General features: G+C 64.8%; 27 protein-coding genes. 16 read left to right on the top strand and 11 right to left on the bottom strand.

Going from position 1 to position 25,246, the window contains the following annotated elements; translation table 11 throughout:
• Positions 1 to 36: 36 nt before the first annotated feature.
• On the top strand, positions 37 to 552 hold the full coding sequence (locus tag G566_RS0100540) for a GNAT family N-acetyltransferase (protein ID WP_022678729.1): 516 nt from the start codon (positions 37 to 39) through the stop codon (positions 550 to 552).
• Here the strand turns inward: G566_RS0100540 and G566_RS15635 are convergent, their stop codons facing one another.
• Entirely contained in the window at positions 553 to 1,206 is a 654-nt protein-coding gene (locus G566_RS15635) for a DUF2853 family protein (RefSeq protein ID WP_022678728.1), read from the bottom strand.
• A gap of 108 nt (positions 1,207 to 1,314) precedes the next feature.
• Between G566_RS15635 and coaBC the strand changes: the two genes are divergently transcribed.
• Genes coaBC through G566_RS0100515 form a run of 4 tightly spaced genes read left to right on the top strand, consistent with a single transcriptional unit; the run spans position 1,315 to position 5,715 of the window.
• The gene (gene coaBC, locus G566_RS0100530; RefSeq protein ID WP_022678727.1) at positions 1,315 to 2,514 is read left to right on the top strand and encodes a bifunctional phosphopantothenoylcysteine decarboxylase/phosphopantothenate--cysteine ligase CoaBC; all 1,200 of its coding nucleotides are present in this window, start codon (positions 1,315 to 1,317) and stop codon (positions 2,512 to 2,514) included.
• On the top strand, positions 2,511 to 2,960 hold the full coding sequence (dut, locus tag G566_RS0100525; RefSeq protein WP_022678726.1) for a dUTP diphosphatase: 450 nt from the start codon (positions 2,511 to 2,513) through the stop codon (positions 2,958 to 2,960). The genes coaBC and dut overlap by 4 nt, the downstream gene beginning before the upstream one ends.
• Positions 2,957 to 3,712: a HesA/MoeB/ThiF family protein gene (locus G566_RS0100520; RefSeq protein WP_022678725.1), complete on the top strand. Its 756-nt coding sequence runs from the start codon at positions 2,957 to 2,959 to the stop codon at positions 3,710 to 3,712. The genes dut and G566_RS0100520 overlap by 4 nt, the downstream gene beginning before the upstream one ends.
• A 29-nt stretch (positions 3,713 to 3,741) precedes the next feature.
• On the top strand, positions 3,742 to 5,715 hold the full coding sequence (locus G566_RS0100515; RefSeq protein WP_243442382.1) for a transglycosylase domain-containing protein: 1,974 nt from the start codon (positions 3,742 to 3,744) through the stop codon (positions 5,713 to 5,715).
• On the opposite strand, the gene xth is transcribed toward G566_RS0100515, so the two are convergent.
• Complete coding sequence (gene xth / locus G566_RS0100510; RefSeq protein WP_022678723.1) at positions 5,712 to 6,479, bottom strand: exodeoxyribonuclease III; 768 nt, start codon at positions 6,477 to 6,479, stop codon at positions 5,712 to 5,714. The two genes, G566_RS0100515 and xth, sit on opposite strands and share 4 nt — an antisense overlap.
• A 17-nt stretch (positions 6,480 to 6,496) precedes the next feature.
• The gene (locus tag G566_RS0100505; RefSeq protein ID WP_022678722.1) at positions 6,497 to 8,080 is read right to left on the bottom strand and encodes a cisplatin damage response ATP-dependent DNA ligase; all 1,584 of its coding nucleotides are present in this window, start codon (positions 8,078 to 8,080) and stop codon (positions 6,497 to 6,499) included.
• 58 nt (positions 8,081 to 8,138) lie between these two features.
• On the opposite strand from G566_RS0100505, the gene G566_RS14540 reads away from it, so the two are divergent.
• Together G566_RS14540 and G566_RS0100495 are read left to right on the top strand one after the other, a co-directional pair.
• Entirely contained in the window at positions 8,139 to 8,843 is a 705-nt protein-coding gene (locus tag G566_RS14540) for a MerR family transcriptional regulator (RefSeq protein ID WP_022678721.1), read from the top strand.
• The gene (locus G566_RS0100495; protein ID WP_084706704.1) at positions 8,836 to 9,936 is read left to right on the top strand and encodes an asparaginase; all 1,101 of its coding nucleotides are present in this window, start codon (positions 8,836 to 8,838) and stop codon (positions 9,934 to 9,936) included. The genes G566_RS14540 and G566_RS0100495 overlap by 8 nt, the downstream gene beginning before the upstream one ends.
• On the opposite strand, the gene G566_RS0100490 is transcribed toward G566_RS0100495, so the two are convergent.
• The 4 genes from G566_RS0100490 to G566_RS12995 form a co-directional block, all read right to left on the bottom strand.
• A complete protein-coding gene (locus G566_RS0100490; protein WP_156874373.1) occupies positions 9,933 to 10,436 on the bottom strand; it encodes a hypothetical protein in 504 nt (167 codons plus the stop codon). The genes G566_RS0100495 and G566_RS0100490 overlap by 4 nt on opposite strands.
• 88 nt (positions 10,437 to 10,524) lie before the next feature.
• Positions 10,525 to 11,610: a glycosyltransferase family 2 protein gene (locus G566_RS13000; RefSeq protein WP_243442381.1), complete on the bottom strand. Its 1,086-nt coding sequence runs from the start codon at positions 11,608 to 11,610 to the stop codon at positions 10,525 to 10,527.
• Positions 11,585 to 11,884 (bottom strand): hypothetical protein, encoded by a 300-nt coding sequence (locus G566_RS15715; protein ID WP_243442380.1) that lies wholly within the window; start codon positions 11,882 to 11,884, stop codon positions 11,585 to 11,587. Before G566_RS15715 ends, G566_RS13000 begins: the two co-directional genes overlap by 26 nt.
• Positions 11,885 to 12,007: 123 nt before the next feature.
• A complete protein-coding gene (locus G566_RS12995; RefSeq protein ID WP_022678718.1) occupies positions 12,008 to 12,715 on the bottom strand; it encodes an acyl-homoserine-lactone synthase in 708 nt (235 codons plus the stop codon).
• Positions 12,716 to 12,791: 76 nt separating this feature from the next.
• Between G566_RS12995 and thyA the strand changes: the two genes are divergently transcribed.
• The 8 genes from thyA (at position 12,792) to G566_RS0100440 (ending at position 20,507) form a co-directional block, all read left to right on the top strand.
• Positions 12,792 to 13,715, top strand: a complete 924-nt coding sequence (thyA, locus tag G566_RS0100475; protein WP_022678717.1) for a thymidylate synthase — start codon at positions 12,792 to 12,794, stop codon at positions 13,713 to 13,715.
• Positions 13,712 to 14,212: a dihydrofolate reductase gene (locus tag G566_RS0100470; protein ID WP_022678716.1), complete on the top strand. Its 501-nt coding sequence runs from the start codon at positions 13,712 to 13,714 to the stop codon at positions 14,210 to 14,212. The genes thyA and G566_RS0100470 overlap by 4 nt, the downstream gene beginning before the upstream one ends.
• 10 nt (positions 14,213 to 14,222) lie before the next feature.
• Positions 14,223 to 15,386 (top strand): dipeptidase, encoded by a 1,164-nt coding sequence (locus G566_RS0100465; RefSeq protein WP_022678715.1) that lies wholly within the window; start codon positions 14,223 to 14,225, stop codon positions 15,384 to 15,386.
• A gap of 25 nt (positions 15,387 to 15,411) precedes the next feature.
• Positions 15,412 to 16,341: a bifunctional riboflavin kinase/FAD synthetase gene (locus G566_RS0100460; protein ID WP_022678714.1), complete on the top strand. Its 930-nt coding sequence runs from the start codon at positions 15,412 to 15,414 to the stop codon at positions 16,339 to 16,341.
• A gap of 33 nt (positions 16,342 to 16,374) precedes the next feature.
• Positions 16,375 to 19,140 carry an isoleucine--tRNA ligase gene (gene ileS, locus G566_RS0100455; RefSeq protein ID WP_022678713.1) on the top strand — a complete coding sequence of 922 codons (2,766 nt, stop codon included), beginning with the start codon at positions 16,375 to 16,377 and terminating at the stop codon, positions 19,138 to 19,140.
• Positions 19,133 to 19,636: a signal peptidase II gene (gene lspA / locus G566_RS0100450; RefSeq protein WP_022678712.1), complete on the top strand. Its 504-nt coding sequence runs from the start codon at positions 19,133 to 19,135 to the stop codon at positions 19,634 to 19,636. Before ileS ends, lspA begins: the two co-directional genes overlap by 8 nt.
• Positions 19,629 to 20,054, top strand: a complete 426-nt coding sequence (locus G566_RS0100445; RefSeq protein WP_022678711.1) for a DUF3035 domain-containing protein — start codon at positions 19,629 to 19,631, stop codon at positions 20,052 to 20,054. The genes lspA and G566_RS0100445 overlap by 8 nt, the downstream gene beginning before the upstream one ends.
• An 81-nt stretch (positions 20,055 to 20,135) precedes the next feature.
• On the top strand, positions 20,136 to 20,507 hold the full coding sequence (locus tag G566_RS0100440) for a GFA family protein (RefSeq protein ID WP_022678710.1): 372 nt from the start codon (positions 20,136 to 20,138) through the stop codon (positions 20,505 to 20,507).
• Here the strand turns inward: G566_RS0100440 and aroC are convergent.
• From aroC to G566_RS0100420, 4 genes are read right to left on the bottom strand one after another with little or no spacing between them, the layout of a single operon-like run.
• Entirely contained in the window at positions 20,504 to 21,574 is a 1,071-nt protein-coding gene (gene aroC, locus G566_RS0100435; protein WP_022678709.1) for a chorismate synthase, read from the bottom strand. The genes G566_RS0100440 and aroC overlap by 4 nt on opposite strands.
• Positions 21,571 to 22,365 carry an enoyl-ACP reductase FabI gene (gene fabI, locus G566_RS0100430; RefSeq protein ID WP_029131066.1) on the bottom strand — a complete coding sequence of 265 codons (795 nt, stop codon included), beginning with the start codon at positions 22,363 to 22,365 and terminating at the stop codon, positions 21,571 to 21,573. Before fabI ends, aroC begins: the two co-directional genes overlap by 4 nt.
• 32 nt (positions 22,366 to 22,397) lie before the next feature.
• Entirely contained in the window at positions 22,398 to 23,261 is an 864-nt protein-coding gene (locus tag G566_RS12990; protein ID WP_022678707.1) for a YihY/virulence factor BrkB family protein, read from the bottom strand.
• Complete coding sequence (locus G566_RS0100420; RefSeq protein ID WP_022678706.1) at positions 23,254 to 24,198, bottom strand: DnaJ C-terminal domain-containing protein; 945 nt, start codon at positions 24,196 to 24,198, stop codon at positions 23,254 to 23,256. The genes G566_RS12990 and G566_RS0100420 overlap by 8 nt, the downstream gene beginning before the upstream one ends.
• 115 nt (positions 24,199 to 24,313) lie before the next feature.
• Here G566_RS0100420 and G566_RS0100415 point away from each other — a divergent pair, with 115 nt between their 5' ends.
• Positions 24,314 to 25,228, top strand: coding sequence for a S1/P1 nuclease (locus G566_RS0100415; protein WP_022678705.1), 915 nt, complete (start codon positions 24,314 to 24,316; stop codon positions 25,226 to 25,228).
• The last annotated feature ends 18 nt before the right edge of the window (positions 25,229 to 25,246 follow it).

The following is a 25,246-nucleotide window of genomic DNA, read 5'->3' as shown; positions in this document are numbered from 1 at the left end:
TGGATCGGCGCGCAACGCTTTGGCATCGTAGCGAGCATGATCATTCGAACGCTCGATCCGGACACTGATGCCGCCCTGTTGCCTGACCTCGCCGCCATGATGGTGGAGGCGGTGGTCGGCGGCGCTTCCATCGGATTCATGGCCGGCTTTTCACAGGCTGACTCACTGGCCTGGTGGCAGGGCCGGATGGCGGCTGCGGCGGAGGGCGAGGTGCAGATATTGGTAGCACTGGATCACGGTGGCGTTGCCGGCACGGTGAGCCTGGTGCCCGCCGCCATGCCCAACCAGCCGCACCGCGCCGATATCGCCAAAATGATGGTGGCAAAGCGAGCGCGCGGCCGCAGGGTGGGCGCAATGTTGCTGACGGGGGTGGAAGCGCTGGCGATAGCGCAGGGACGCACAACGCTGGTACTCGACACAATCAGCGGTTCGGCTGCGGCGCGGCTTTATGAACGGGCTGGCTGGGAAAAGGTGGGCGACATCCCGGCCTATGCCTTGATGCCGGACGGCGAAATGGCGCCCACCACTTTCTATACCAAGCGGCTCGCCTGATTACTTGCTGCCAGCAATGATCAGTGCCGCTACGCCGCCAAATGCCACCAGCGCGGCGGTGAGCGGCCAGAACAGGCCCGGAGTCTTCACCAGCTTGGCAGGCGCCGCCAGAGCAGCAGGCTTCGCAGCTGCCATAACCGGTTCCGGCGCGGGCGGCGGCGGTGGGGGCGGCGGAGGTGGCGGAGGCGGCGGCGCCATCACCGGTTCCGGAGCGGCCGCAGCCGGCGCGGCTTTGGCCTTGGCCGCCTTGGGCTTAGCAGCGGTTTTGGCCTTGGCGGCCACGACTTCGGGTTCAGCCACCGGCGCCGCGGCCTTGGTCTTGGCCTTCGTCTTGGGGCGGAAATTTTCCAACCGACCAAAGGCGTCGGCCAGCAGATAATAGACGGTGACGCGATTCTTGGTGCGATCGGTCTTCATCTGCTCGCCCACCTTGGCAATGGCGGCGTCCAGAACGTCGTCACTGTCGGTGAGAGCGAGCTTCTTCTTGAGGAAATTGGCCTTCACCCGGTCGGTCTCGGTCTTGTCCGAAAAGGAAACCAGCGCGGAATCCCGATTGCGCAGCGCGATCCCGCAATAGCGAACCAAGCCCGCGATGATATCGTCATCGGCATCCGGCGCGTATTTGCGCACGTCTAACGCCCAATCTTCGGCCATGTCTGTTTCCCCCGGTCTGAAAATTCTCAGTTGACTGACGCTAATCGTCGAATCGCCCGACTGCAATGCGGGTTGCCGCACCGCTGGCATCGCTGGCAACACTGGGCTATGCCGGCCTTCGTGCAGGGCAAGACCATCCTTTTGATCGTGGGCGGCGGCATCGCCGCCTTCAAGGCGCTGGAACTGGTGCGCGAACTGGGGCGCGCCGGGGCCCGCGTGCTGCCGGTGCTGACCGAGAACGGCGCGCGTTTCGTCACCCCACTTTCGCTGTCGGCGCTGGCCGGCGAGAAGGTGCGCACCAGCCTGTGGGATCTGGAGGATGAGGCGGCGATGGGCCATATCCAGCTTTCCCGCGCGGCCGATCTGGTGGTGGTGTGCCCGGCCACCGCCAGCCTGCTGGCGCGCGCGGCGGCGGGCATGGCCGATGATATGGCCACCACATTGCTGCTGGCGACCGACAAGCCGGTGCTGATGGTGCCAGCGATGAACGTACGCATGTGGCTGCATGCGGCCACCCAGCGTAACATCGCCACTCTGCGCAGCGACGGCATTACGGTGGTGCAGCCCGACGATGGGGCGATGGCCTGCGGTGAATTTGGTCCCGGCCGGTTGCCCGAATTGCCCAAGATCATGGCGGCAATTGCGGCTCAGTTCGGTTCCAAGCCATTGCTGGGCCGCCACGCGCTGGTCACCGCCGGACCGACGCATGAACCGATCGACCCGGTGCGCTTCATCGGCAATCATTCGTCGGGCAAGCAGGGTTTCGCGATTGCTGCCGCTCTGGCCCATCTGGGTGCGCGCGTCACGCTGGTGGCCGGGCCCGTGCATCTGCCCACCCCCGCCGGCGTCACCCGGGTGGACGTGATGACCGCGCGGGACATGGCGGCTGCCTGCGAAGCCGCCCTGCCCGCCGATATCGCGGTGATGGTGGCGGCCGTGGCCGATTGGCGGGCCGAGACCGCGCCGCAGAAACTGAAGAAGGACAGCAGCGCCCCTGCGCCGCTGGTGCTGACCGAAAACCCTGACATCCTTGCCGGCATCGGCCACCATGCCCAGCGCCCGGCGCTGGTGGTGGGCTTTGCCGCTGAAACCCATGATCTCATCCCCCACGCTGCCGCCAAGCGGAATCGCAAGGGCGCGGACTGGATCGTGGCCAACGATGTTACGGATGGCGTGTTCGGCAGCGATTCAAACCATGTTCATCTGTTGACCGCCACCGGTGCCGAAGACTGGGGCGCACAGGCCAAGCAGGCCGTGGCCACCAGCTTGGCCCAGCGCATCGCCGCGCATTTCGCAGGACACCCATGATCTCGATACCGCTCACCATCCTGCCCCATGGCGAAGGCCTGCCCCTACCCGCCTATGCCACCCCCGGCGCCGCCGGCATGGACGCGGTCGCCGCCGTCACTGAAACCATCGTGCTTGCACCCGGCGAGCGGTTCCCGGTGCCGCTGGGATTCTGCATGGCCATCCCCGATGGCTATGAAGTGCAGGTGCGACCGCGGTCCGGCCTGGCACTGAAAAACGGCATCACCGTGCCCAACAGCCCCGGCACCATCGACAGCGATTATCGCGGCGAGGTGAAGGCGCTGCTGATCAATTTGGGCCAGGAGCCCTTCGCCATCGAGCGCGGCATGCGGATCTGCCAATTGGTGCCGGCCGCCGTCACCCGGGCCACGCTGGCCGTGGTCGAAACGCTGGACGACACGCAGCGCGGCGCTGGCGGCTTCGGCTCCACGGGAGTGCATGGGTGAACTTTTCCGACGACGAGCTTGAACGCTACGCCCGTCACTTGGTGCTTCCGGAATTTGGCGGGCGCGGACAGGCGTCGCTGGCACGGGCGCGGGTCGCCGTTGTCGGCGCCGGCGGGCTGGGCAGCCCGTGCCTGCTGTATCTCGCGGCGGCGGGCGTGGGCCGGCTGACCATCATCGATGATGACGCGGTCGCGCTGTCCAACCTGCAACGCCAGGTGCTGTTCGAAACCGCCGATGCCGGCGAGATGAAAGCCGAGCGCGCCGCCAGCCACCTGCATGCGCTCAACCCGCATGTCGAAACCGTGGCGGTGCCGCTGCGGCTCGATGCCGACAATGTTGATGCGCTGCTGGCCGGACATGATCTGATTATCGATGGCTGCGACAGTTTCACGACGCGGGTGCTGGTGGCAGATAGCGCGCTGGCCGCCGGCGTGCCGCTGGTTTCGGGCGCAGTCGGGCCGTTCGATGGCCAGGTCGCCGTATTCAAGGGCCATGATCCGGCCTTGCCCTGCTACCGCTGCTTCGTGGGCTCACCCGAGGATCAGCCCGACCGCAACTGCGCTGCCGTGGGCGTGCTGGGCGCGCTCACCGGGGTGATCGGCAGCCTGATGGCGATGGAGGCAATCCGCGAATTGTCCGGCTTCTCGCCGTCCAGCGCCGGTCGCATCACCCTGTTCGACGCGATGGCTGGGCGTTTCCGCACCCTGAGTTTGCCGAAAGATCCGGCCTGTCCCGCCTGCTCTGCCCAATAGCTGCCGTATTTTCTGGATAATACACCCAAGTGCCCCAACGTCGTCCCGCTCCGCGCCCGAAACAATCCCGCTGGTATACCAGCCTCCTGAAATGGGGGCTGGTGGCCGGGCTCGCGCTGTTCATCGCGGTGGCGGTGGCGGTTGCGCTGGCTTATCGCGACCTGCCCTCCTTCGACGACATGAAGCGCAGTCCCAATGGCCAGCCGGTGGAAATCCGCGGCGATGATGGCACGGTGCTGGCCAGCTTTGGCCCCAGCTATGGCGCATGGCTGAGCTATCCCGAGATTCCGGCGACGATGAAGAACGCCATGATCGCGGTGGAAGACCGGCGCTTCTGGTATCATCCCGGCATCGATCCGATCGGCATCGTGCGCTCGTTCGTGGTGAACACGGCGCGCGGCAACAAGGCGCAAGGCGCTTCCACCGTCACCCAGCAGCTGGCGCGCAACCTGTTCCTCACTGCGTCCAAGGATTACACGCGCAAGCTGCGCGAAGTGGTGCTGGCGCTGGCCATCGAGCGCAAGTTTGCCAAGGAAGATATTCTCGAACTCTATCTGAACCGCGTCTATTTCGGCGGCGGCGCCTATGGCGTGGATGCCGCTTCCCGCAAATTTTATGGCCACAGCGCCCGCCGGCTTTCCCTGGAAGAAGCCGCCATCATCGCCGGGCTGGTGAAGGCGCCATCGCGCTTTTCGCCATCTGCCGATGCCGAAGCCGCCCGCAAGCGCGCTGCCACGGTGATCGCGGTGATGGTGGAACAGGGCGGCATCACCCCCGAAGAAGCCACCGCCGCTGATCCAAGGCTGGTGCAGTTTGCACCGCAGGCCCGCCTGGCCGGCGTGCGGTACTTCACCGGTTGGGTGCTGACCGAGCTGGAGAATCTGACTGACGAAGCCAATGAGCCGTTGCTGGTGGAAACCACGCTCAACAGCCAGATGCAGCGCGATGCCGAAGCCGCGATCCGCGCCGAAGCGCCCAAGGGCGCGCAAGGGGCACTGGTGGCGCTGGCGCGCGATGGCGGCGTGAAGGCGATGGTGGGCGGCACCGATTATGTGCGCTCCAACTATAATCGGGCGATCGTGGCGCGGCGCCAGCCCGGTTCGGCGTTCAAGTTCTTCGTTTATGCCGCCGCGCTGGAAAGCGGTGTGACGCCCGAGGATATCTACGAAGACAAGCCGGTGAGCATCGGTACCTGGAGCCCGAAGAATGACAATGGCCAGTTCATCGGCCCGGTGAACGTGCGCCAGGCCTTTGCCGGATCAATCAACACGGTGGCGGTGCAGCTGGCCGAACAGGTGGGCTTTGACACGGTGGCGGAAATGGCCCGCCGCTTCGGCATCACCACGCAGATCAGCCGGCAACCGGCGATGGCGCTGGGTTCATCGGAAGTCACCTTGTTCGAAATGACCAACGCCTATGCGACGGTGGCCAACAATGGCCTGGAAAACACGCCTTTTGCCATCACCCGCATCACCACCGGATCGGGCCGCGTGCTGTACAACCGCAACGAAGGCGAAACCCGCCAGGTCGTCGCCCCCGTTGTGGCCGCGCAAATGACACAACTGATGCAGGCCGCCGTCGAAGAAGGCACTGCCCGCGCCGCCCAGATCGGCCGGCCCTTGGCAGGCAAGACCGGCACGACCAGCAGCAACAAGGATGGCTGGTTCATTGGTTTTTCCAGCGGCATCACCACCGGCGTGTGGATGGGCCGCGATGATGCCAAGGCGGTGCGCGGCCTCGCCGGTGGCCGCGCGCCAGCCCGCGCCTTTGCCCAGTTCATGGCGCGTGCCGTGGGCGGCACCCCGCCCGAGGCGCTGGTGACAGAATTTGCCGATGATACGCTGGGACCGGAGCCCGACGCGCAAAGCTATGGCATCATCATAGACGAAACCCCGCCAATGGACGGCGAAGCCCCTCCAGGCGACGAGCCGCCGCGGCTGGACGACAATTGGTTGGACAAGACGCTGAAGGAACCGGCGCAGCCGCAGGTCGAGCCGCGTTAACGCAGCACGCAAAAGGCCGGCGCGTGATCGCTGGCCTTTTCCTGGCCCCGCACGGCTTTCATCACGCCGGCATCTGCCAAGCGATCGGCTGCCGCCGGTGACAGCAGGAGGTGATCGATGCGGAAACCGTGGTCGCGTTGCCAGGCCCCGGCCTGATAATCCCAGAAGCTCCAGATACCCCCAACCGGATGGAGCTGGCGCACGGCATCGGTCCAGCCCTGCCACAGCAGCTGCCGGTAGGCGGCCACCGATTCCGGCTGGCGCAAAGCGTCGTCCCGCATCGCCGTGGCATCCCAGATGTCGTCATCATTGGGGATGACGTTGTAATCGCCGGCCAGCACCACGGGCAGGCCGGATTCCAGCAGCCGGGCAGCGTGGACGCGCAGCCGCTCCATCCAGGCCAGCTTGTAATCGAACTTGGGGCCAGGCTGCGGGTTGCCGTTTGGAAGGTAGATGCTCGCCACCCGCACGCCCATCACATCGGCTTCGAGATAGCGGGATTGTTCGTCCGTCTCATCACCAGGCAGGCCGCGCTGTACTTCTGTGGCGGGTTCGCGGCTGAGGATGGCGACGCCGTTGAAGCCCTTCTGGCCGTGGACAAGGCAGTGGTAGCCCGCCTCGCGCAGCGTCTCGACGGGGAAATTCTCCGTCATCATCTTGATTTCCTGCAGGCAGGCGATGTCGGGCTTGGCCTCCTCCAGCCATTCCAGCAGGCGTGGCAGGCGGGCGTTGGTGCCGTTGATGTTGAAGGAGGCGATGAGCATGGGTGAACCCTAGGCGCTCAGGTGGCGAGCTTCAACAGCGCCGCGATCGTATCGGCCTCGATCGCCGGCTTGTCGGTGCGGATGCGCGAAATGCGCGGGAAACGCATGGCTAGGCCGGATTTGTGGCGGCTGGAAGCGTGGATGGAGTCGAACGCCACTTCCAGCACCAGCGATTTCTCCACTTCCCGCACCGGGCCGAATTTCTGCATCGTGTGCCCGCGCACGAACTTGTCGAGCAGCGCCAGTTCGGCATCGGTGAAGCCGCTATAGGCCTTGCCGACCGGAAGCAACTGGCCATCCGGCGTCCAACACCCGAAAGTGAAATCGCTGTAGAGGCTCGACCGTTTGCCGTGGCCGCGCTGGGCATACATCAGCACGCAATCGGCAGTGAGCGCGCTGCGCTTCCACTTGAACCACTGGCCGGCTTTGCGGCCCGCCACATAGGGTGCGTCGCGGCGTTTCAGCATCAGGCCCTCAATGGCGGCATCACGGGCGGCATCGCGCAGGGTGGCCAGATCGGCCCAGGTGCCGGCCTCCACCAGCGGCGACAGTTCGAAACGGACCGGATCAAGGCCGGGCAGCACTGACTCCAGCCGGGCGCGACGCGCCGTCCACGGCAGGGCGCGCAGGTCCTCGCCAGCATGGGAAAGCAGATCATAGGCGCGGATGAAGGCCGGGCGCTCGGCCATCAGCTTCGCCGTCGGCGCCTTGCGGCCAAGGCGTTGTTGCAAGGCATTGAAGCTGCCCGAGGCGGCCACGCTATCTGCCTGCCCTTCCCCCCGCACCAGCAGTTCTCCATCCAGCGCCAGCGGCGCGTGCAAGGCCTGCGCCACATCGGGGAAGCTGGCCGAAATATCGTCGCCAGTGCGGCTGAACAGGCGGGTCTGGCCGCCGGCGTGGACGATCTGGACTCGAATGCCATCCCATTTCCATTCGGCGGCATGATCAGGCAAATCGAGCGTCACCCCGTCTTCCAGTGGGCTGGCCAGCATGAACGGTCGGAACACCGGCACGTCGCCGGCAGTGGGCGGCGGCGTGGCGCCGGTGGCCCATGCGAACAGCGGTGTGAACGGCGGTGTCAGGCTGTGCCAGACTTCCTCAACCGCCTCCACATCCAGGCCAAAACCCTGTGCCAATCCTGTCTTCGCCAGCCGTGCCGATACGCCAACACGCAGCGCACCGGTCGCCAGCTTGATCAGCCCATAGCGGCCCTGCACGTCCAGCCGATCGAGCAGCGCCGCGACCGCCGCCGGTGCTTGACCACGCGACAGGCCGGAAAGCTGGACGACCACTTCGTCGAGCGCGGGTGACGGTGGCTTTTCCCCCGGCGGATCAGGCCACAGCAACGAAATCGTCTCCGCCATGTCACCCACGAAATCATGGGACAGCGCAAACAGGGTCGCATCCACCCGTTCGGCCATCAGCGCCTTTAGCAGACTGGGCTGCACCGCCTTCAGATCAATCGTGCCGGTGAGGGCCGCCAGGGCCCAGCCGCGATCGGGATCAGGCGTGGCCACCAGATAATCCGCGATTAACCGCAACTTGGCGGTGCGACTGCGCGTGTAGAGCAGCGCATCGAGCAGGCGGGCAAAGGATTCCATCGGCAATCAGCCCATTAGCATGACCGCCTCAGTTGCGCTAAGGCGCTCAGGGATGAGAATGCGCGATCTTGAAAAGGCCAGTGGCGTCGGCCGGGAAACCATCCGATTCTACATCCGCGAAGGCCTGTTGCCGGAACCGGACAAGACCAGCCCGAACAGCGCGCGTTACACCGATGTGCATGTCGCGCGGCTGAAGGCGATCAAGCGCCTGCAGGAAGAACGCTTCCTGCCGCTGGCTGTGATCCGCACCCTGCTGGAGGCCGACGATGGCGACCGCTGGCTGCTGCCCGAAGTGTTTCCCACGCTGGATGCCCTGCTCGCCCAGCGGCTTGAAGGCGGCGGGCCGGCGCGGGTGGTTTTTGACGATCTTGGCCTACCGCCGCACAGCCGCGAACATCTCGATGATCTGATGATCCCGCTGGCCGAAGACGGCACTGTCACCGCCCGGGATGCAGCCATATTGCGCACCGTGCAGCGGCTCGACGATATCGGTTTCACACCGGAACTGGGTTTTGATGACGGCCAGATGCGCCTCTACAACGTCCTGATCGACTGGCTGACCGCCCAGGAAGTCCGCCACTTTCTGGAGCACACCGCCGGCCATGTTGGCGAGGCCAAGGCCTTGGACATGGCCGAACAAGGCATTTCGGTGATCAACGAACTGCTCGGCCAGTTGCGCACTCGGGCGCTGCTGCGGAAACTCGCCGAACGGCGGACCATCGCCACCCCGGGCGCCAACCCGGGCGCCAACGACAATGGGTGAAGGACAGGCTTTGCACAAATCCACACGGGTTCTGGCCGCTGCCATGCTGCTGGCCGGCACAACGCTGCATGCGCAGCCCGTTGAACCTACTGCAACAAGCCAGGTGCGCATATTGGCCACCGGCGGCACCATTGCCGGCAAGGGCAATGCGGCGGGCACCAGCTATCGTTCAGGCGCCGTATCGGTTGACGATCTGATTGCCGCACTGCCGGGGGTCGACAAGATTGCCCGGGTGACCGGCGAACAGATCGCCAACGTGCCGAGCAGTGACATGGACGAAACCATCTGGCGCAAGCTCCATGCCCGCGCGCTGGAGGCGTTTGCTGATCCTGATGTGGCTGGCGTGGTTGTCACGCATGGCACCGACACGCTGGAGGAAACCGCCTTTCTGCTCAGCCTGATCCTGCCGCCGACCAAGCCGGTGGTGGTGGTCGGCGCGATGCGGCCCAGCACCGCCGTTTCCGCCGACGGGCCACAAAACATGCTGGATGCGATCCGGGTGGTGACCTCACCCGCTTCCAGCGGGCGCGGCGTGATGGTGGTGTTGAACGACACGATCTTCGATCCGCGTTCTGTCACCAAATTTGACGTGAACCGCGTCGAGGCGTTCACCGCCCCCAGCCGCGGCCCGATTGGGCATGTGCTTGGCCTGGCACCGCGCTATTTTGGGCCGCCGCAGCCGCAGCCCGAAATGCTGGCCCTGGGCGAAGCCAAGCTGCCGCGCATTGCAGTGGTTTATGCCTATGCCGGCCAGACCGAAGACGAAGTGCGCGACATCGTGCGCAATGCCGATGGCGTGATCGTGGCCGGGGTTGGCGCCGGCGGCGTTTCCAGCGGAGCCCGCAAGGCGCTGCGAGCGCTGGCGGATAAAAACATTCCGATGGTCACCACGCCGCGCCAAGGCCACGGCGACATCCGGCGTTCGGAACCAACGCCAGCAGCGAAGTCGGATGATGATGACCGGGTGCCGACGATCGGCGGCCGCGAACTGACACCGGCCAAGGCGCGCATCCTGCTGATGCTGGCCCTGCAGCAGCGGCGGACGTTCGCCGAACTGCAGGCGATCTTCGACCGGGCCGGCACAACGAACTAAAAGCCCGCGGATACGGTCAGCACCGGCCCACTGCCCGGCGCGGCATTGCCGCCCACGCGTTGCCGCCAATCGGCTTCGATGCGGATGCCCTTCACCTTGACGCTGTGCGAGGGTCCAACATCCACCCGCCAGACATCGGTACTGCCCGTCTGCACGCTGGCCCACGTGGCGGCGTTCAGCGTTGCCGGGCCAAACCGCACGACACGGGCGCGAGCCTGGCCGCCGGCATAGACCTGACCCGTGTCGATCACGCCGGCCTCGCTATAGGCTTCCAGCCGTTGCCAGCGGACACCAGCGGCCAAGCGAGCCGTGAAAGCGCCTTGCGTTGCCGCACCCAGCGGAATCAGGCGCTCGACTGAAAGTGACACGCCAGGCAGCAGCGTCTGCCGCAGCCCAAGCGCCAGTTGTGCGGTCTCACCGCGCACGCCCTGTGGATCGGCAGCGACATTGGCCCGCGCCACCATCGCCAGCCGTGCCAGCGCCTGCAGATCGTGCTGCATCGCCGGCAGCCGCATGCCGATCCACAGTGCCAGCAGCAGCCCCAGCCCGGTGAAGGCCCGCAGCTCCGGCCAGTCAGGCCCGCAGCCTTCATGGAGAAAAGCCGGGGAAACGGTGGATCGTCTTGTCCCACACGAGGCGCCGGCCTGTTCGCACCGCCTGGGCATAGCGCGACAGTGCGCGCAGTGCCGCCATGGCGTTGATAAAATTGCCGACAAGCGCGCGTGGCGGCGTCAATATCGCTTGGCTCAGATCATGCACGCGCAAGGTGAACAGCGCCCGCACCAGCAGCCGCCAGCACAGCAGTGTCCAGTTCAGCCATAGCAGCGCCCGCGTGACGTCGCCCGCCACTGGCGGCATCCGCGCCGCCGCTGGCAACGCCAGCCGCGGCAGGCTATCGATGCCGAGCAGCAAGGCAATGCCATAGGCAGCCAGCGTCAGCAGCGCCATCAACGGCGCTTTGCGATCGCGCAGCAGCATCCAGCGGTTGACCAGCCCGCCGCGCCACCCGATCCGATCCCAGCCGGCCAGCGCGATGCCGGTGAGCCAGCGCGACTTCTGCCGAACCGCTGCTTCGAATGTGGCCGGGAAATGCTCGCGTGTCGCCACCGGTTGGCCATCGGCGATCACCCACACCAGACGACAGCGCCCACCCAGTGCGTGGACATGCTGGCCCAGTTCATAATCCTCGGTCAGGCTGGCGGCATCAAAGGGGGCGCCGTCGCGGGCATCGGCAATGCGGCCCAACATGGCCCGATCGATGGCAACCCCTACGCCGGCCGCCGGCACCGCCGCGTCCAGCCACTGCCGCACCAGCAGATCCTTGGCATGTGCTTCTGCAAATTCATCGATATAATTACCGGAAATCAACGGGCTGCTAGCATCGGGCAGCGGCAGCACCGGCAATTGCACCATGGCATATTCCGGCAAATGGGCGGCAAACACCGCCAGTTCGCAGGCGTGCACCAGATCTTCGGCATCGTGCAGCACGATGGCAGCGAAGGGCCGGCCGCTGGCCGCCTCCTCTGCCAGCGCCGCCCGCCACAGGCTGTTCAGGCAATCGGCCTTGGTGGTGGGGCCGGGTGTCGCACCAACTGCCACGTACAGGCGCGAGTCGTTGAACGCCGACACCGCCGCCTGACCTTTGGGATCATTGGGATAAAGGCCAACGAACACGGCATAATCCGGCCAGTCCAGCGTGGGCCAGCAGGCGCTGCAGCATGGCACCGATCACCGCCGATTCATCCCAGGCCGGGATCAGGATGGCAAAGCGCGCTGGCGGCGGTGCTGGCGGGAGCGGTTGCGGCTGGCGCTTGTGGCGCGGCATCATCAGCCACAGCATATCGATGGCCAGATCATCCAGGCCGTTGATGGCCACCAGCAGCGCTACCAGCAACAAGGCTTCGGCCAGCGCGACATGCCAAAGAGCAAGCAGCTCAGGCAGCATCATGGCCGGTGGTTCTTGAAGGGGTGGATGCCCCGGCCTTCACCAGAATCTGCGCACGGGGAGGGCCGTTTGCAGGTGGATTCAGCAGGCCGGGTCATCCTCGGCAGGAAAGCGACAGACGCAGGGTCAAAACGCCTGTTCATTCTCCCGGCCGATCGGGGGCGGCGACAGCACCGGCCGGGCGATTGCCCAGGCCGCGCGCAGGCGCTGCAAGGTGGTCTCGTCAATATGGATCCGCAGCGCGGCAACGGCATTAACGCCCTCACCGTGCGGCAGGCCCAGTGGTTCAGCATCCCAGCCGATGGACAGCAGGCTCGGCAACCACTGCAGGTGTGTAACCATGATATAATATTGAATTCTGTTTGCAAGTGCATGTTCTTGCAGGGCAATTGCCAATTGTCTGCGCACCTGCAGCGCTTCAGCGCGTGTCAGGCCGGGCGCAGTGACCAGACGGGTGATCTCCCACACATTGGGGCCCACCGGGACACCATCGGCACACAGATGCGCGAACTTGTCGCCCAGCAGGTGCGCGCCGGTGGAGGGCAGCAGCCGAACCGATCCCAAATGGCGGCCGGTTTCGGGCTGATGAACGATCAGATAGAGCGTATTTCCGTCATCATATTCGTCCAGCTCGTGCAGGCCATCGAGCGATTGCAGATCCCAGCCCAGCCGGTCCATCAGCACGATCTTGCGATCCTTCAGCATGGCGGATCGCAGGGCGGCATGGTGCATTCCCCGACTGGACAAGGCCTCCGCCTCGCCCTGTGCGTCGCGCCACAGGCCGGGAATGGCCTGAATATCGTGGCTGGTGCCTGTTGTGGCTGTGCCGAACATCGCCTGCTTCCTGATGGGGTTCGGAAGCGTTGTGGCAATGGTTGACGCGGGCGCGCCATATCCCTGACAAGGGGCAATGACTCATGGCGGCGAACACCAGTATCTTTCTCTGATGGAGCGTGTGTGGCGGACCGGCGCCATGCGCGGCGACCGCACCGGTACCGGCACGCGCGCCCTGTTTGGTGAGACGCTGAAATTCGATCTTTCCGATGGCACGGTGCCGCTGCTCACCACCAAGCGCGTGTTCTGGAAATCGGCGGTGAAGGAGCTGATCTGGTTCCTGAACGGCGAATCGAACATCCGCCCGCTTGTGGAACAGGGCGTGCATATCTGGACCGACTGGCCGCTCGATGCCTATCGAAAGGCGACCGGCGAGGCCATCAGCCGCGATGATTTCGAAGCGCGGATCATTGCCGACGATGATTTTGCCGCGAAGTGGGGCGATCTGGGCCCGGTGTATGGCGTCCAATGGCGGCGCTGGCCGCGCTATGCCGCCAATGAAGACGGCAGTTTCCACGCCGATACGCCGTTCGATCAAATGACCGAGTTGGTCAACGGCCTGAAGCACAACCCGGCCAGCCGCCGCCACATCTTCACCGGCTGGAACGTGCCGGAACTGCACCGGATGGCGCTTCCGCCGTGCCACATGACCTACCAGTATTTCGTCGCTGATGGTCGCCTATCCGGCATCCTCTATCAGCGCAGCTGCGATCTCGGGCTCGGCTTTCCGTTCAACATCTTCGAAGCGGCGGTGCTGATCCGCATGCTGGCGCAGCAGTGCGGGCTGGAACCGGGGGTGCTCACCTGGATGGGGGCGGATTGTCACCTCTATCTCAATCACGAGCATCTGGTGACGGAGCAGCTTTCGCGCACGCCCCGCCCCTTCCCGCGTTTGGACTTCGCGGGACAGCCGGAGGATCTGTTCTCCTATCGGCTGGAGGACTTCCTGATCACCGGCTACGATCCGCATCCGCACATCGCCGCGCCGGTGGCGGTATGAGCCTTGATGTCACCATGGTGGTTGCCCGCGCCCGAAACGGCGTGATCGGCAACAAGGGCGCCATGCCCTGGCACCTTCCGGCGGACCTGAAGCGCTTCAAGGCGATTACGGTCGGCAAGCCCGTCGTGATGGGCCGCAAGACGTTCGAATCGATCGGCAAGCCCCTGCCCGGCCGCCAGAATATTGTGCTCACCCGTGATGCGAGTTGGGCGGCCGACGGGGTGACGGTGGTGCCCAACCTGGCCGAAGCGGTTGCGGAAGCGGGCCTTGACCCACGCATCCGGGGCCACATCATGATCATCGGCGGGGCGGAGATCTATGCGCTCGCACTCCCCATCGCGACGCGGGTGGAATTGACTGAGATCGACGCGGAGCCTGAGGGCGACACGTTCCTGCCCGCCTTCGATCCGGCGCGCTGGGAAGAAGTGGCGCGGGTGACGCATGAACCGGAGGGCGACAAGCCGGGATATGCGTTCATCACGCTGGAACGGCGATAAGGGGAATCCGATGAAGAAGCTGGTGTGGGGAACGGCGGCGCTGCTCGGCGTGGCGGCGGTGGGCTTGTTCGGCTTCGCCCCCGGCATCGCCGAGCGCGGCATGAACAAGCAGACGGGAGCGACGTGGCCGGTGAGCGCCGAGGCCCAGGCGCTGCACAAGACGCTAACCGTGATCGATCTGCACAGCGATACGCTGATGTGGAAACGCGATCTGCTGTCGGAATCCAGTGATGGCCATGTCGATCTCAAGAGACTGGAGGCCGGCAATGTCGCATTGCAGGTATTTTCCAGCGTCACCAAGACGCCGCGCGGGCAGAATTACGAGAAAAATTCGGACGAGACCGACAATATCACCCCGCTGGTGATCGCGCAGGGGCAACCACTCCGCACGTGGGGCAGCCTGCTGGAACGCTCGCTGTGGCACGCCGAAAAGCTTCACGAAGTAGAGAAACGCGCCGATGGCCGGCTGCGGGTCGTCAAGACCCCGACTGATCTGGCCAGCCTGCTGGCGGACCGTGCGGCGGGCAAGCGCGTGACCGGCGCGCTGCTCTCCACCGAAGGCGGGCAGAATTTGGAAGGCAATTTGGCCAATGTAAAGCGGCTGCACGACGCGGGTTTCCGCATGCTGGGGCTGGCGCATTTCTTCGATACCGAACTGGCAGGTTCGATGGCGGGGGAGAAGAAGGGCGGGCTCACCGCCCTGGGCGCCGAAGTGGTGCGCGAGGCGGAGAAGCGCGGCATGATCATCGATGTCGCCCACAGCAGCCCCGCCGCCTTTGCCGACGTGCTGAAGATCGCCACGCGGCCCGTGGTGGTGAGCCATGGCGGCGTGAAAGGCACCTGCGACACGCCGCGCAATCTTTCCGACGATCAGTTGCGGGCGCTGGCGGCCAATGGCGGCGTGGTGGGCATCGGCTATTGGGATGCCGCCATCTGCCAGCCAACACCGGAGGCCACCGCCAAGGCGATCCTGCACGCGGTGAAGGTGGCCGGCATCGATCATGTCGGGCTGGGCAGCGATTATGATGGCGCAACCACGGTAGGTTTCGATACCGCGCATCTCGATGTCGTCACTCAGGCCCTGATGCAGGCGGGCATGCACGAGACCGACATCGCCAAGGTGATGGGCGGCAATACGGCACGGCTGCTTGCCGCCGGGCTGGCTCCCCGCTAAGCCGCCTGCCCATGGAGCTGATCGCGTGGACCTGATTTCTGGGGGCGCCGCCCTGCCTGGCCATTTGCGTGGCGGCATCGTGGCGCTGGGCAATTTCGATGGATTTCACGCCGGGCACCAGGCTGTGGTGGGCGCCGCGCGTGATTGGGCGCGAAAGTTGGGCCGGCCGGCGCTGGTGGCGAGTTTCGATCCACACCCGGCGCGGCTGTTCCAGCCCGATGTGCCATCTTTCTCGCTTTCCACCATTGAACAGCGCGGCGAGTGGCTGCGCGCGTTCGGCATGAATGGCGCGGTGGTGATGCCGTTCAACCGGGCGCTGGCTGCGCTTTCCGCGGAGGAGTTCGTGGACGAATGGCTGGTGACGCGCCTTAGCGTGGCCGGCGTGGTGACCGGCGGCGATTTCACCTTCGGGCGCGGGCGTTCAGGCAGCGTGACCGATCTGGAACGGCTGGGCCTGGCGAATGGCTTTGCGGCGCGGGTGGTGGATGCAGTGCAGGACGGTGCGGGCACGATCAGCTCGACACGCATTCGTGCCCTTCTGCGCGATGCGCGGCCGGGGATGGCGGCGGAGCTGCTCACCCGGCCGTTCACCATCAGGGGCGTGGTGGAACATGGCGCCAAGCTGGGGCGCACCTTGGGTTTCCCGACCGCCAACATGATGCTGGGGGATTATGTGCGGCCGGCCTATGGCGTCTATGCCGTGCAGGTCGTGCTGCCATCGGGTGAGCGCGTGGATGGCGTGGCCAACCTTGGCATCCGCCCCATGATCGAACCGCCGGTGGAACTGCTCGAAACCTGGCTGATGGATTGGCAGGGCGATCTCTATGGCCAGACCCTGGATGTGCAGCTGGTCGCCTATCTGCGGCCGGAAATGAAACTGAATGGCCTTGATGCATTGAAGGCGCAGATTGCGGCCGATGCGACGGCGGCACGGCGCATGCTCAAGGGTGGGTGACAGGCACGCGCCCTTCCCCTAAAGCCCACCCTCATGAACGCGCCCGATTATCGCCCCACCGTTTTCCTGCCGAAAACCGACTTTCCGATGAAAGCTGGCCTGCCGGAGCGTGAACCGCAGATTTTGGCGAAATGGCAGGCGGCTGATCTTTATGCACAACTGCGCGAAGCCCGCGCCGGGCGGCCGAAGTTCATCTTCCACGATGGCCCGCCCTATGCCAACGGCGACATGCACATCGGCCACGCGCTGAACCATATCCTGAAGGATGCGGTGGTGCGCACGCAGACGCTGATGGGCAAGGATGCGCCCTATATCCCCGGTTGGGATTGCCACGGCCTGCCCATAGAATGGAAGGTGGAAGAAGCCTACCGCGCGAAAAAGCAGAACAAGGACGATGTGCCGGCGGTGGAATTCCGCGCCGAATGCCGCGCCTATGCCCAGCATTGGGTGAATGTGCAGCGCGACCAGCTGAAGCGGTTGGGCATCAGCGCGAATTGGGAGAAACCATATCTCACCATGGACTTCCAGGCGGAAGCGACCATTGTTTCCGAACTTTTGAAGTTTGCCGAGAGCGGCCAGCTGTATCGCGGTGCCAAGCCGGTGATGTGGTCGCCGGTGGAAAAGACCGCGCTCGCCGATGCCGAGGTAGAATATCACGACATCACCTCGACCCAGATCGACGTGGCTTTCGAGATCACGGAAGCGCCGAACGCGCCGGAACTGGTGGGGGCACACGCCGTCATCTGGACAACGACGCCGTGGACGACCCCGGTCAACCAGGGCATCGCCTATGGGCCGGAGGTCACCTACCAGCTTTGCCGCACGCAAGACGGCCACCGCATCCTCATTGCCGCCCCACTGGTGGAGGCAGTGAGCGCGCGCATCGGTTCTGCGCTGACCGTGGAGCAGGATGTTGCCGCATCTGCGCTGGCCGGTGCTGTCGTTCGGCACCCGATGCACCAACTGGGCGACTTCTTCGCGCGTCCCCGCCCCTTCCTGCCCGGCGATTTCGTCACCACGGATGCCGGCACCGGGCTTGTCCACATGGCGCCCGACCATGGCGAGGATGACTTCGCGCTGTGCAAGGCGCACGGGATCAACCCGGTGTTCGCGGTGGAAGGTGATGGCCGCTACCGCGCCGATTGGCTGTGGCTGGGCGGCGAGAGCAAGAACGTCATCAACCCCACGCTCAATGCGCCAGATGGGCCGATCTGCAATGATCTACGGGCCGCGGGCGCGCTTCTGAGCGCCGAGCCGTTCGCGCACAGCTATCCGCACTCGTGGCGGTCGAAGAAGAAGGTGATCTTCCGCTGTACGCCGCAATGGTTCGTGCCGATGGATCAAGGTGAGCACACGCTGCGCCAGAAGGCCGTTGCCGCCATCGCCGCCACCCAGTTCACACCGGACAAGGGCCGCAACCGCATCGGCGCGATGGTCGAAGGCCGGCCGGATTGGGTTCTCTCGCGCCAGCGCGCCTGGGGCGTGCCGATCACATTGTTTGTTGATCGCAAGAGTGGCGATTATCTTGTTGATAAGACAATCAATGAGAAGATTATCGCGCGTTTCCGCGAGCAGGGCGTGGACGCCTGGACTCCGGAGTTCGCTGCCGAGTTGCTGGGCGACAAGGTCGATCAATACGAACAGATCACCGACATTCTTGACGTGTGGTTCGACAGCGGTTGCACCCATGCCTTCGTGCTGGAATCGGGCCGCTGGCCGGAAATGCAGTGGCCGGCGGATCTGTATCTGGAAGGCAGCGATCAGCATCGCGGTTGGTTCCAATCCAGCCTGCTGGAAAGCTGCGGCACCCGCGGCCGCGCTCCTTACAACGCCATCCTCACCCACGGCTTCACCATGGATGCCAGTGGCCGCAAGATGTCGAAGTCGGAAGGCAACACGGTCAATCCGCTCGACGTGATGAAGACTTATGGCGCCGATATCCTACGGCTGTGGGCACTGAGTGTCGATTTCACCGAAGATCACCGCATTGGCGATGAGATCCTGAAAGGCGTGGCCGATCATTATCGCAAATTGCGTAATACCTTCCGGTATTTGCTTGGCGCTCTTGAGGGCTGGAGCGAGGAAGAGCGCCTACCGGTCGATCAGATGCCGGCACTGGAGCGCTGGGTGATGCACCGGCTGTCGGTAATTTCCGACGAGCTCAAGGCGGCGGCCGTGGCCTATGATTTCAATCGCTACACCAGCCTGATCACCGATTTCGTGCAGAATGATCTGTCCGCCTTTGCGATGGATGTCCGCAAGGACAGTCTCTATTGCGACGCGCCCACCGCGCCGGCCCGCCGCGCCTGGCGCACGGTTCTGGATCTCACCTTCCACGCCCTCACCCGCTGGCTGGCGCCGGTGATGGTGTTCACGGCGGAAGAAGTGTGGGGCACACGGCACCCGGATTCGGGCTCGGTGCACCTGCTGGAATGGCCGGAAATCGATGCTGACTGGCAGGATGCCGTGCTGGACAAGCAGTTCATGCTGGCGCGCAAGCTGCGCGAGGAAGTCTATCTGAAACTGGAAGAACTTCGCCGCGCCAAGACGGTGGGCAGCTTCCTGGAAGCCAGCGTGACCATCACCACCACCCATGCCGACCGGATCGCGGCACTGGCAGGAATTGATCTTGCCGAACTGCTGCTGGTCGCCGACGTGTCGTTGACCCATGCCGACACGGAATCGCTGACCGTTGAAAAGGCCGATCTGGCCAAGTGCGCCCGCTGCTGGCGCCACCTGCCCGATGTGAAGCCCGAAACCGAATTGTGCGGGCGCTGCGATGCGGTGGTGAATGGCTAAGCGCGGCTTTCTCCTTGCGGCGCTGGTGCTGATCCTTGATCAGATCAGCAAATATTGGGTGCTGGAAATCATCCACCTGCCCGAACGCGGCGGCATCGACGTGTGGCTGTTCTTCCGCCTTACCTTTGTGGGCAATATCGGCGTGTCGATGGGCATGTTGCAGGCGGACAGCGATCTGGGCCGCTGGCTGCTCACCTTCATCACCGCCGGCATCGCGCTGGCGGTGGCATTGTGGCTGCGGCGCGAAAAGAACCCGGTGGATGTGGCCGCACTGGGCCTGGTGCTGGGCGGCGCCATCGGCAACATCCTGGATCGCGTGCGGTTCGGTTATGTCGTCGATTTCCTGCATTTCTTCTGGGGGCAAACCAGCTTCTGGGTCTTCAATCTTGCCGATGCCGCGATTACACTGGGTGTGATATTGCTGCTGGCCCGTGCCGTGCTTGCCAAGCCAGAGCCTGAAGCTGCTGTTAATTCAAGGGATGCCAAAGATGCGTAACCTGCTGATCCTGACCGTGGCCGCCCTGGCGCTGACTGCTTGTGGCGGCAAGAAGGACCGGCTTTCCGGCCGTGGCCCCGATGAGCTGGCGATCGCCCGCGGCGCGCCGCTGGTGGTGCCGCCCGATTTTTCGCTGGCGCCGCCCAAGCCCGGCGCGCCGCGCGCCATGGGCGTCGATTCGCAGGCCGCTGCCATGGAAGCGCTGTTTGGCCCCGGCGTGAAGCCGCCGCCGAAGAGCGCCGCCGAACAGCAATTGCTGGATCGCGCCGGCGCCAACACGCCCGATCCCGCCGTGCGCAGCCAGGCCGGCGATCCGCGCACCAGCACAGTGAACAAGGGCGTCTTCCTGCAGGAAGTGCTCGCGGCGCCCGTGGGCGTGCGCGACAGCAAGGTGGCTGATCTCACCGTACCGAGCTGAAAACGCGCAAACCGCTTGTGAATCGAACGACTGCACAGCTTGATTTCCAGCCGGCTTTGACGTGATGTGCCGGCCGTGACGATGCGGGAAGCAACAGGTGGCTGCCATTGCGGCAAGGTGCATTTTCGGGTGCGGTTCGCCGATCCGCCGGAACTGCTCGACTGCAATTGTTCCATCTGCGCCAAGACCGGGTTCCTGCACCTGATCGTCGACAAGGCGGGTTTCACGCTGGAGCGCGGCGCTGATGCGCTGACCGATTATCGCTGGGGCAGCGGCACGGCGCAGCATCTGTTTTGCAGCACCTGCGGCATCAAGAGCTTCTATATACCACGGTCGCACCCGGATGGGTTCAGCGTGAACTGGCGGGCGCTGGACGGGGTGGAGGATGTGAAGCCGCTGATCCGTCCCTATGACGGGAAGAACTGGGAAAAGGCCCGCGCAGACCTGGATTAGAGCCCAGTTTGCCCGCGCTGTAGCAGCATCGCATCAGCCAGCACCAGCGCCACCATCGCTTCCAGCACTGGCGCGGCGCGGATGCCGACGCAGGGATCGTGGCGGCCCTTGGTGACGATTTCGGCAGCCTGGCCGTCCTTGGTGATGGTTTCGACCGGCGTGAGGATCGAACTGGTCGGCTTCAGCGCCATCCTGACCACGATGGGCTGGCCGGTGGAGATGCCGCCGGCGATGCCGCCCGCGTGGTTGGAGAGAAACTCCGGGCCATCCTCGCCGGGGCGCATCCGATCGGCGTTTTCCTCGCCACGCAGGCGGGCAGCGGCGAAACCGTCGCCGATTTCGACGGCCTTCACCGCGTTGATGCTCATGGCGGCGTTGGCCAGTTGCGCGTCGAGCTTGTGATAGAGCGGACTGCCCCAGCCAGCCGGCACACCGGTCGCCACGCATTCGACGATGGCGCCGAGCGACGAGCCTGACAGCCTCGCGGCGTCGAGATGCTCTTCCCAGATTGCGGCCGTCACCGCATCGGGGCACCAGAAGGGATTGCGATCAATCTCGGCGAGATCAAAGCGGCCGCGATCAATGGCAATACCACCGATTTCAACCAGATAGGCGGTGATTTTCACGCCTGACATGATCTTCCGTGCCACCGCGCCGGCGGCCACGCGACTTGCGGTTTCGCGCGCCGAGGAGCGCCCGCCACCGCGCGGATCGCGCAGGCCGTATTTGGCATCATAGGCATAATCGGCGTGGCCGGGCCGGTATTTGGCGGCGACGTCGCTATAATCCTTCGAACGTTGATCGACATTCTCGATCATCAGGCTGATCGGCGTGCCGGTGGTGCGGCCTTCGTACACGCCCGACAGGATGCGGACTTCATCCGGCTCCTGGCGCTGGGTGGTGAATTTCGATTGGCCGGGCCGGCGCTTGTCGAGGAAGGGCTGGATATCGGCTTCGGACAGGGTGAGCCCGGGAGGGCAGCCATCAACCACCGCGCCGATCGCCGGGCCGTGGCTTTCGCCCCAGGTGGTGAAGCGCAGCAGGTGTCCGAATGTGTTGAGGCTCATTTTTCGAGCCCGATATCCGGCGCATCCTCCGCCTTCATGCCGATGACGTTGTAGCCGGCGTCGACATGGTGAGTTTCGCCCGTCACGCCGCTGGCCAGACCGGAGAGCAAGTAAAGGCCGGCGCCGCCGACATCCTCGATGGTGACGTTGCGGCGCAGCGGCGAATTATACTCGTTCCACTTCATGATGTAGCGGAAATCGCCGATGCCGCTGGCAGCCAACGTCTTGATCGGGCCGGCGGAGATGGCGTTGACGCGCACATTCTGCGGGCCGAGATCCATCGCCAGATATTTCACACTGCATTCCAGCGCGGCCTTGGCCACGCCCATGACATTGTAATGCGGGATCACCTTTTCGGCGCCGTAGTACGACAGGGTGAGCATGGCACCGCCGTCTGGCATCATCGTGGCGGCGCGCTGGGCGACGGCCGTGAAGCTGTAGACCGAGACGTTCATGGTCAAAAGGAAGTTATCAAGGCTGGTATCGACATAGCGGCCGCGCAGCTCGTTCTTGTCCGAAAAGCCGATGGCGTGGACGAGGAAATCGATCGTGGGCCATTCAGCCGCCAGCGCGGCGAAGCAGGCGTCCATGCTTTCCACCGACGACACATCGCATTCGAACAGGCGGGCGACACCCAGTGCTTCGGCCAGCGGGCGCACCCGCTTTTCCATCATCGGGCCCTGGTAGCTGAAGGCCAGTTCGGCACCCTGTTCGGCCAAGGCCTTGGCAATGCCCCAGGCCAGACTCTTGTCGTTCGCCAGCCCCATGATGAGGCCGCGTTTTCCCGCCATGATTCCCATGAAATTCTCCTTGGCTGCGCGGCTTAACGAGGAATTGCGGCAATTTCCAGCCGGGCGCGGGCGATGGCAGCATTCAGTTGGGCGCCCAGCACCATCCCGAGCCCGATGATGTAAAAATAGAGCAAGGCGATGATCACGCCGGCAAGGCTGCCATAGGTGAGCGCATAGCCACCAAACAGGGTGAGTGCGCGCGGCAGCGCCAGGGTGGTCGCCGTCCACGCCGCCGCTGTGGCCAGCGCACCGGGCCACACCGGGGCGATGCGGAACCGGCGTGGGCACAGCAGCGCAAACAGCCCCCAAAGGGCAAGAAACAGCAGCAGCGCCGGTACGATGCGTTGCAGGCCCAAGGCCGGGAAGATGTTCGCCGCCATCGGCATCAGGCGATAAACGAAGGTTTCGGCGCCGGTCACCACCACCTGGGCGGCAAAGGCGATCAGAAGCAGCAGCACCAGGCCCAGCACCTCGAGCAAGCCGAGCAGGCGCCAACGCAGATAGGGCATTTCCGATTCCCGGCCATAGGCCTGGGTGACGACGGTGCGCAGCGTGACCAGCACGCCCGACGACGTCCAAAGCGCCACCGCCAGACTGAAGGTGATGACGCCGCTGCTCGAATCGGCCGCGATCACGTCGGTCAGCGCCGGAGCGATGAGTGCGGCAACATTGCTGGGCAGCGCAGTGAGGAAGCCGTTGACGGCCGCCAGCCCATCGGCCGTGCGGCCCAGTTGCCCGGCAACGGCGGCGAGCAGGATGACGAAAGGAAACAGGGTGACAAGGCTGAGATAGGCGAGATTGCCGGCGTGGGTGAAGCCATGTTCGAAGGTGCCGCTGGCGGTATCACGCGCGATGGCAGGCCACGACAGCCGCCGGCTCGGGCCCGTTTCAACCATCCAGCGTGGCGCGAATGTTGCGCGGATCGACGAAGCTGGCGGCAAAGGCCTTCAGTTCTTCGTGATCGGGCGGGATATCAATCTGCACCGTCACCAGTTGATCGCCGCGGGTGCCATCCAGCTTGCGAAAACCCCTGCCCTTCAGCCGGAACATCTTGCCCGATGCGGTGCCGGGCGGGATGGACAACGAAACCATGCCTTCGGCGGTGGGCATACGAATCTTGGCGCCGAGCACGGCTTCATCCAGCTTGATCGGCAAGGTGAGGCGCACATCATCGCCGTCGCGGGTAAGGGCGCGGTGCGGCCCGATCTCGATGGTGACGATGGCATCGCCATGGCCGCCGGGGCCAGGCTCGCCCTTGCCGGCCAGCCGCACCTGCTTGCCCGTTTCAAGGCCAGCGGGCAGCTTGATCTCGATCGTCTGGCCGGAACGCAGGGTGACGCGCTGCGGGGTCAGCTGCACGGCATCGACGAACGGCACAGTCAGGCGATATGCAACATCGGGCCCGCGCACCTGAGTGCGAAAGCCGCGGCCACCACCACTTGCGGCGCCGCTGCCGCCGAACGGGCTGCGGCCGCCAAAGATTTCGGCAAACAGATCATCGGCGGCACCGGCGAAATCGGCACCGCCGCCGCTGCGGCCATTGCTGCCAAAATCGCGCGGGTTGAAACCGCCGCCACCGCCAAATCCACCACCGCCAAAGGGATTGGTGGGCTGGCCATCCGGGCCGATCTCACCACGATCAAACTGGGCACGCTTGGCTGAATCAGACAGCAGCTCATAAGCGAGGTTGGCTTCCTTGAAGCGTTCCAGCGCCTTGGGATCATCGGCGTTGCGATCCGGGTGATTGTCCTTGGCGAGCTTGCGGAACGCCTTCTTGATGTCGGCATCCGTTGCCGACCGCGGCACGCCCAAAACGCTGTAGGGATCTCGCATCGTCTGTCTTTATCCTGTTGGCCCAAAGATTGGCAGCAAGGGCCCGCTTTGCAAGCCCATACAGCCACCCAGCGGCACTGGCCAGCGTCACCGCCGTGCGGCATGGGCGAAAGCCATGATGCACCGCTTGATTCGCCCCCTCACCTGGCTGGCCCTGCCGCTTGCCCTGATTGCTTCCCAACCGGCGCTGGCCTGGGGCGAGTATGCCCACCGGTTGACCGGGCGCATCGCGCAGGCCCAGCTCACACCGGCGGTGCGTGCTGAAGTGAAACGCCTGTATCGCGCCGAAGCTGCATTGAACACGCCCGAATGCCGGCTGCGCAGCATCGAGGAGGCCAGCGTGTGGCCCGATTGCGTGCGCGCCCGTTATCGCGACCGGTTCGCCTTCTCTGCACCCTGGCACTATCAGAACATCAGCGTGTGCGGCGATTTCGACATCAACGCCAAATGCCCGGACGGCGATTGCGTGACGGTGCAGATTTCGCGCCAGCAGGCCATATTGGCTGATCGCAGCCGGGAGGCGCACGAACGCCTGCAGGCCTTCGGCTTCCTGGTGCATTTCGTGGGCGACATGCACCAGCCGCTGCACCTCGGCGACAAGGCCGATCTGGGCGGCAACCAGGTGCGCGCCGATTATGGCTATAAACAGCGTATGAACCTGCACTGGATCTGGGATGGTGACCTGGCCGAACGCGCGCTGACCGAACCGCCGGCGATCACGCCGCAGCGCATCACGCAGGCACAGGTCCGCGGCTATACCGCTGGCCCCGCCGACACCGCAGCACGGGTGGCGCTTTGGGCGCGCGACGTGTGGGAGATTTCGCGCACGATCGCCTATCCGCAACTACAGGGTTATCCCGACAGTTGCCCGATCCCCGCCGACCAGCGCCGCGCCCTGCCGCGCGGGATGGTGACGCCCGACTATATCACCAAGGCGACTCCAGGCGTGCGTGATCAGGTGGCCAAGGCCGGCAGCCGCATCGCTTTGCTGGTGAACGAGGCGCTGGCGCCGGGCGGGCGCACCCGGTAACCTGTCTGCCGGGAGACG

The organism is Sandarakinorhabdus limnophila DSM 17366, from assembly GCF_000420765.1.
GTDB lineage: Bacteria > Pseudomonadota > Alphaproteobacteria > Sphingomonadales > Sphingomonadaceae > Sandarakinorhabdus > Sandarakinorhabdus limnophila.
Note: the sequence above shows the minus strand (reverse complement) of the source record. Positions and strands in the feature narration are given on the sequence as shown.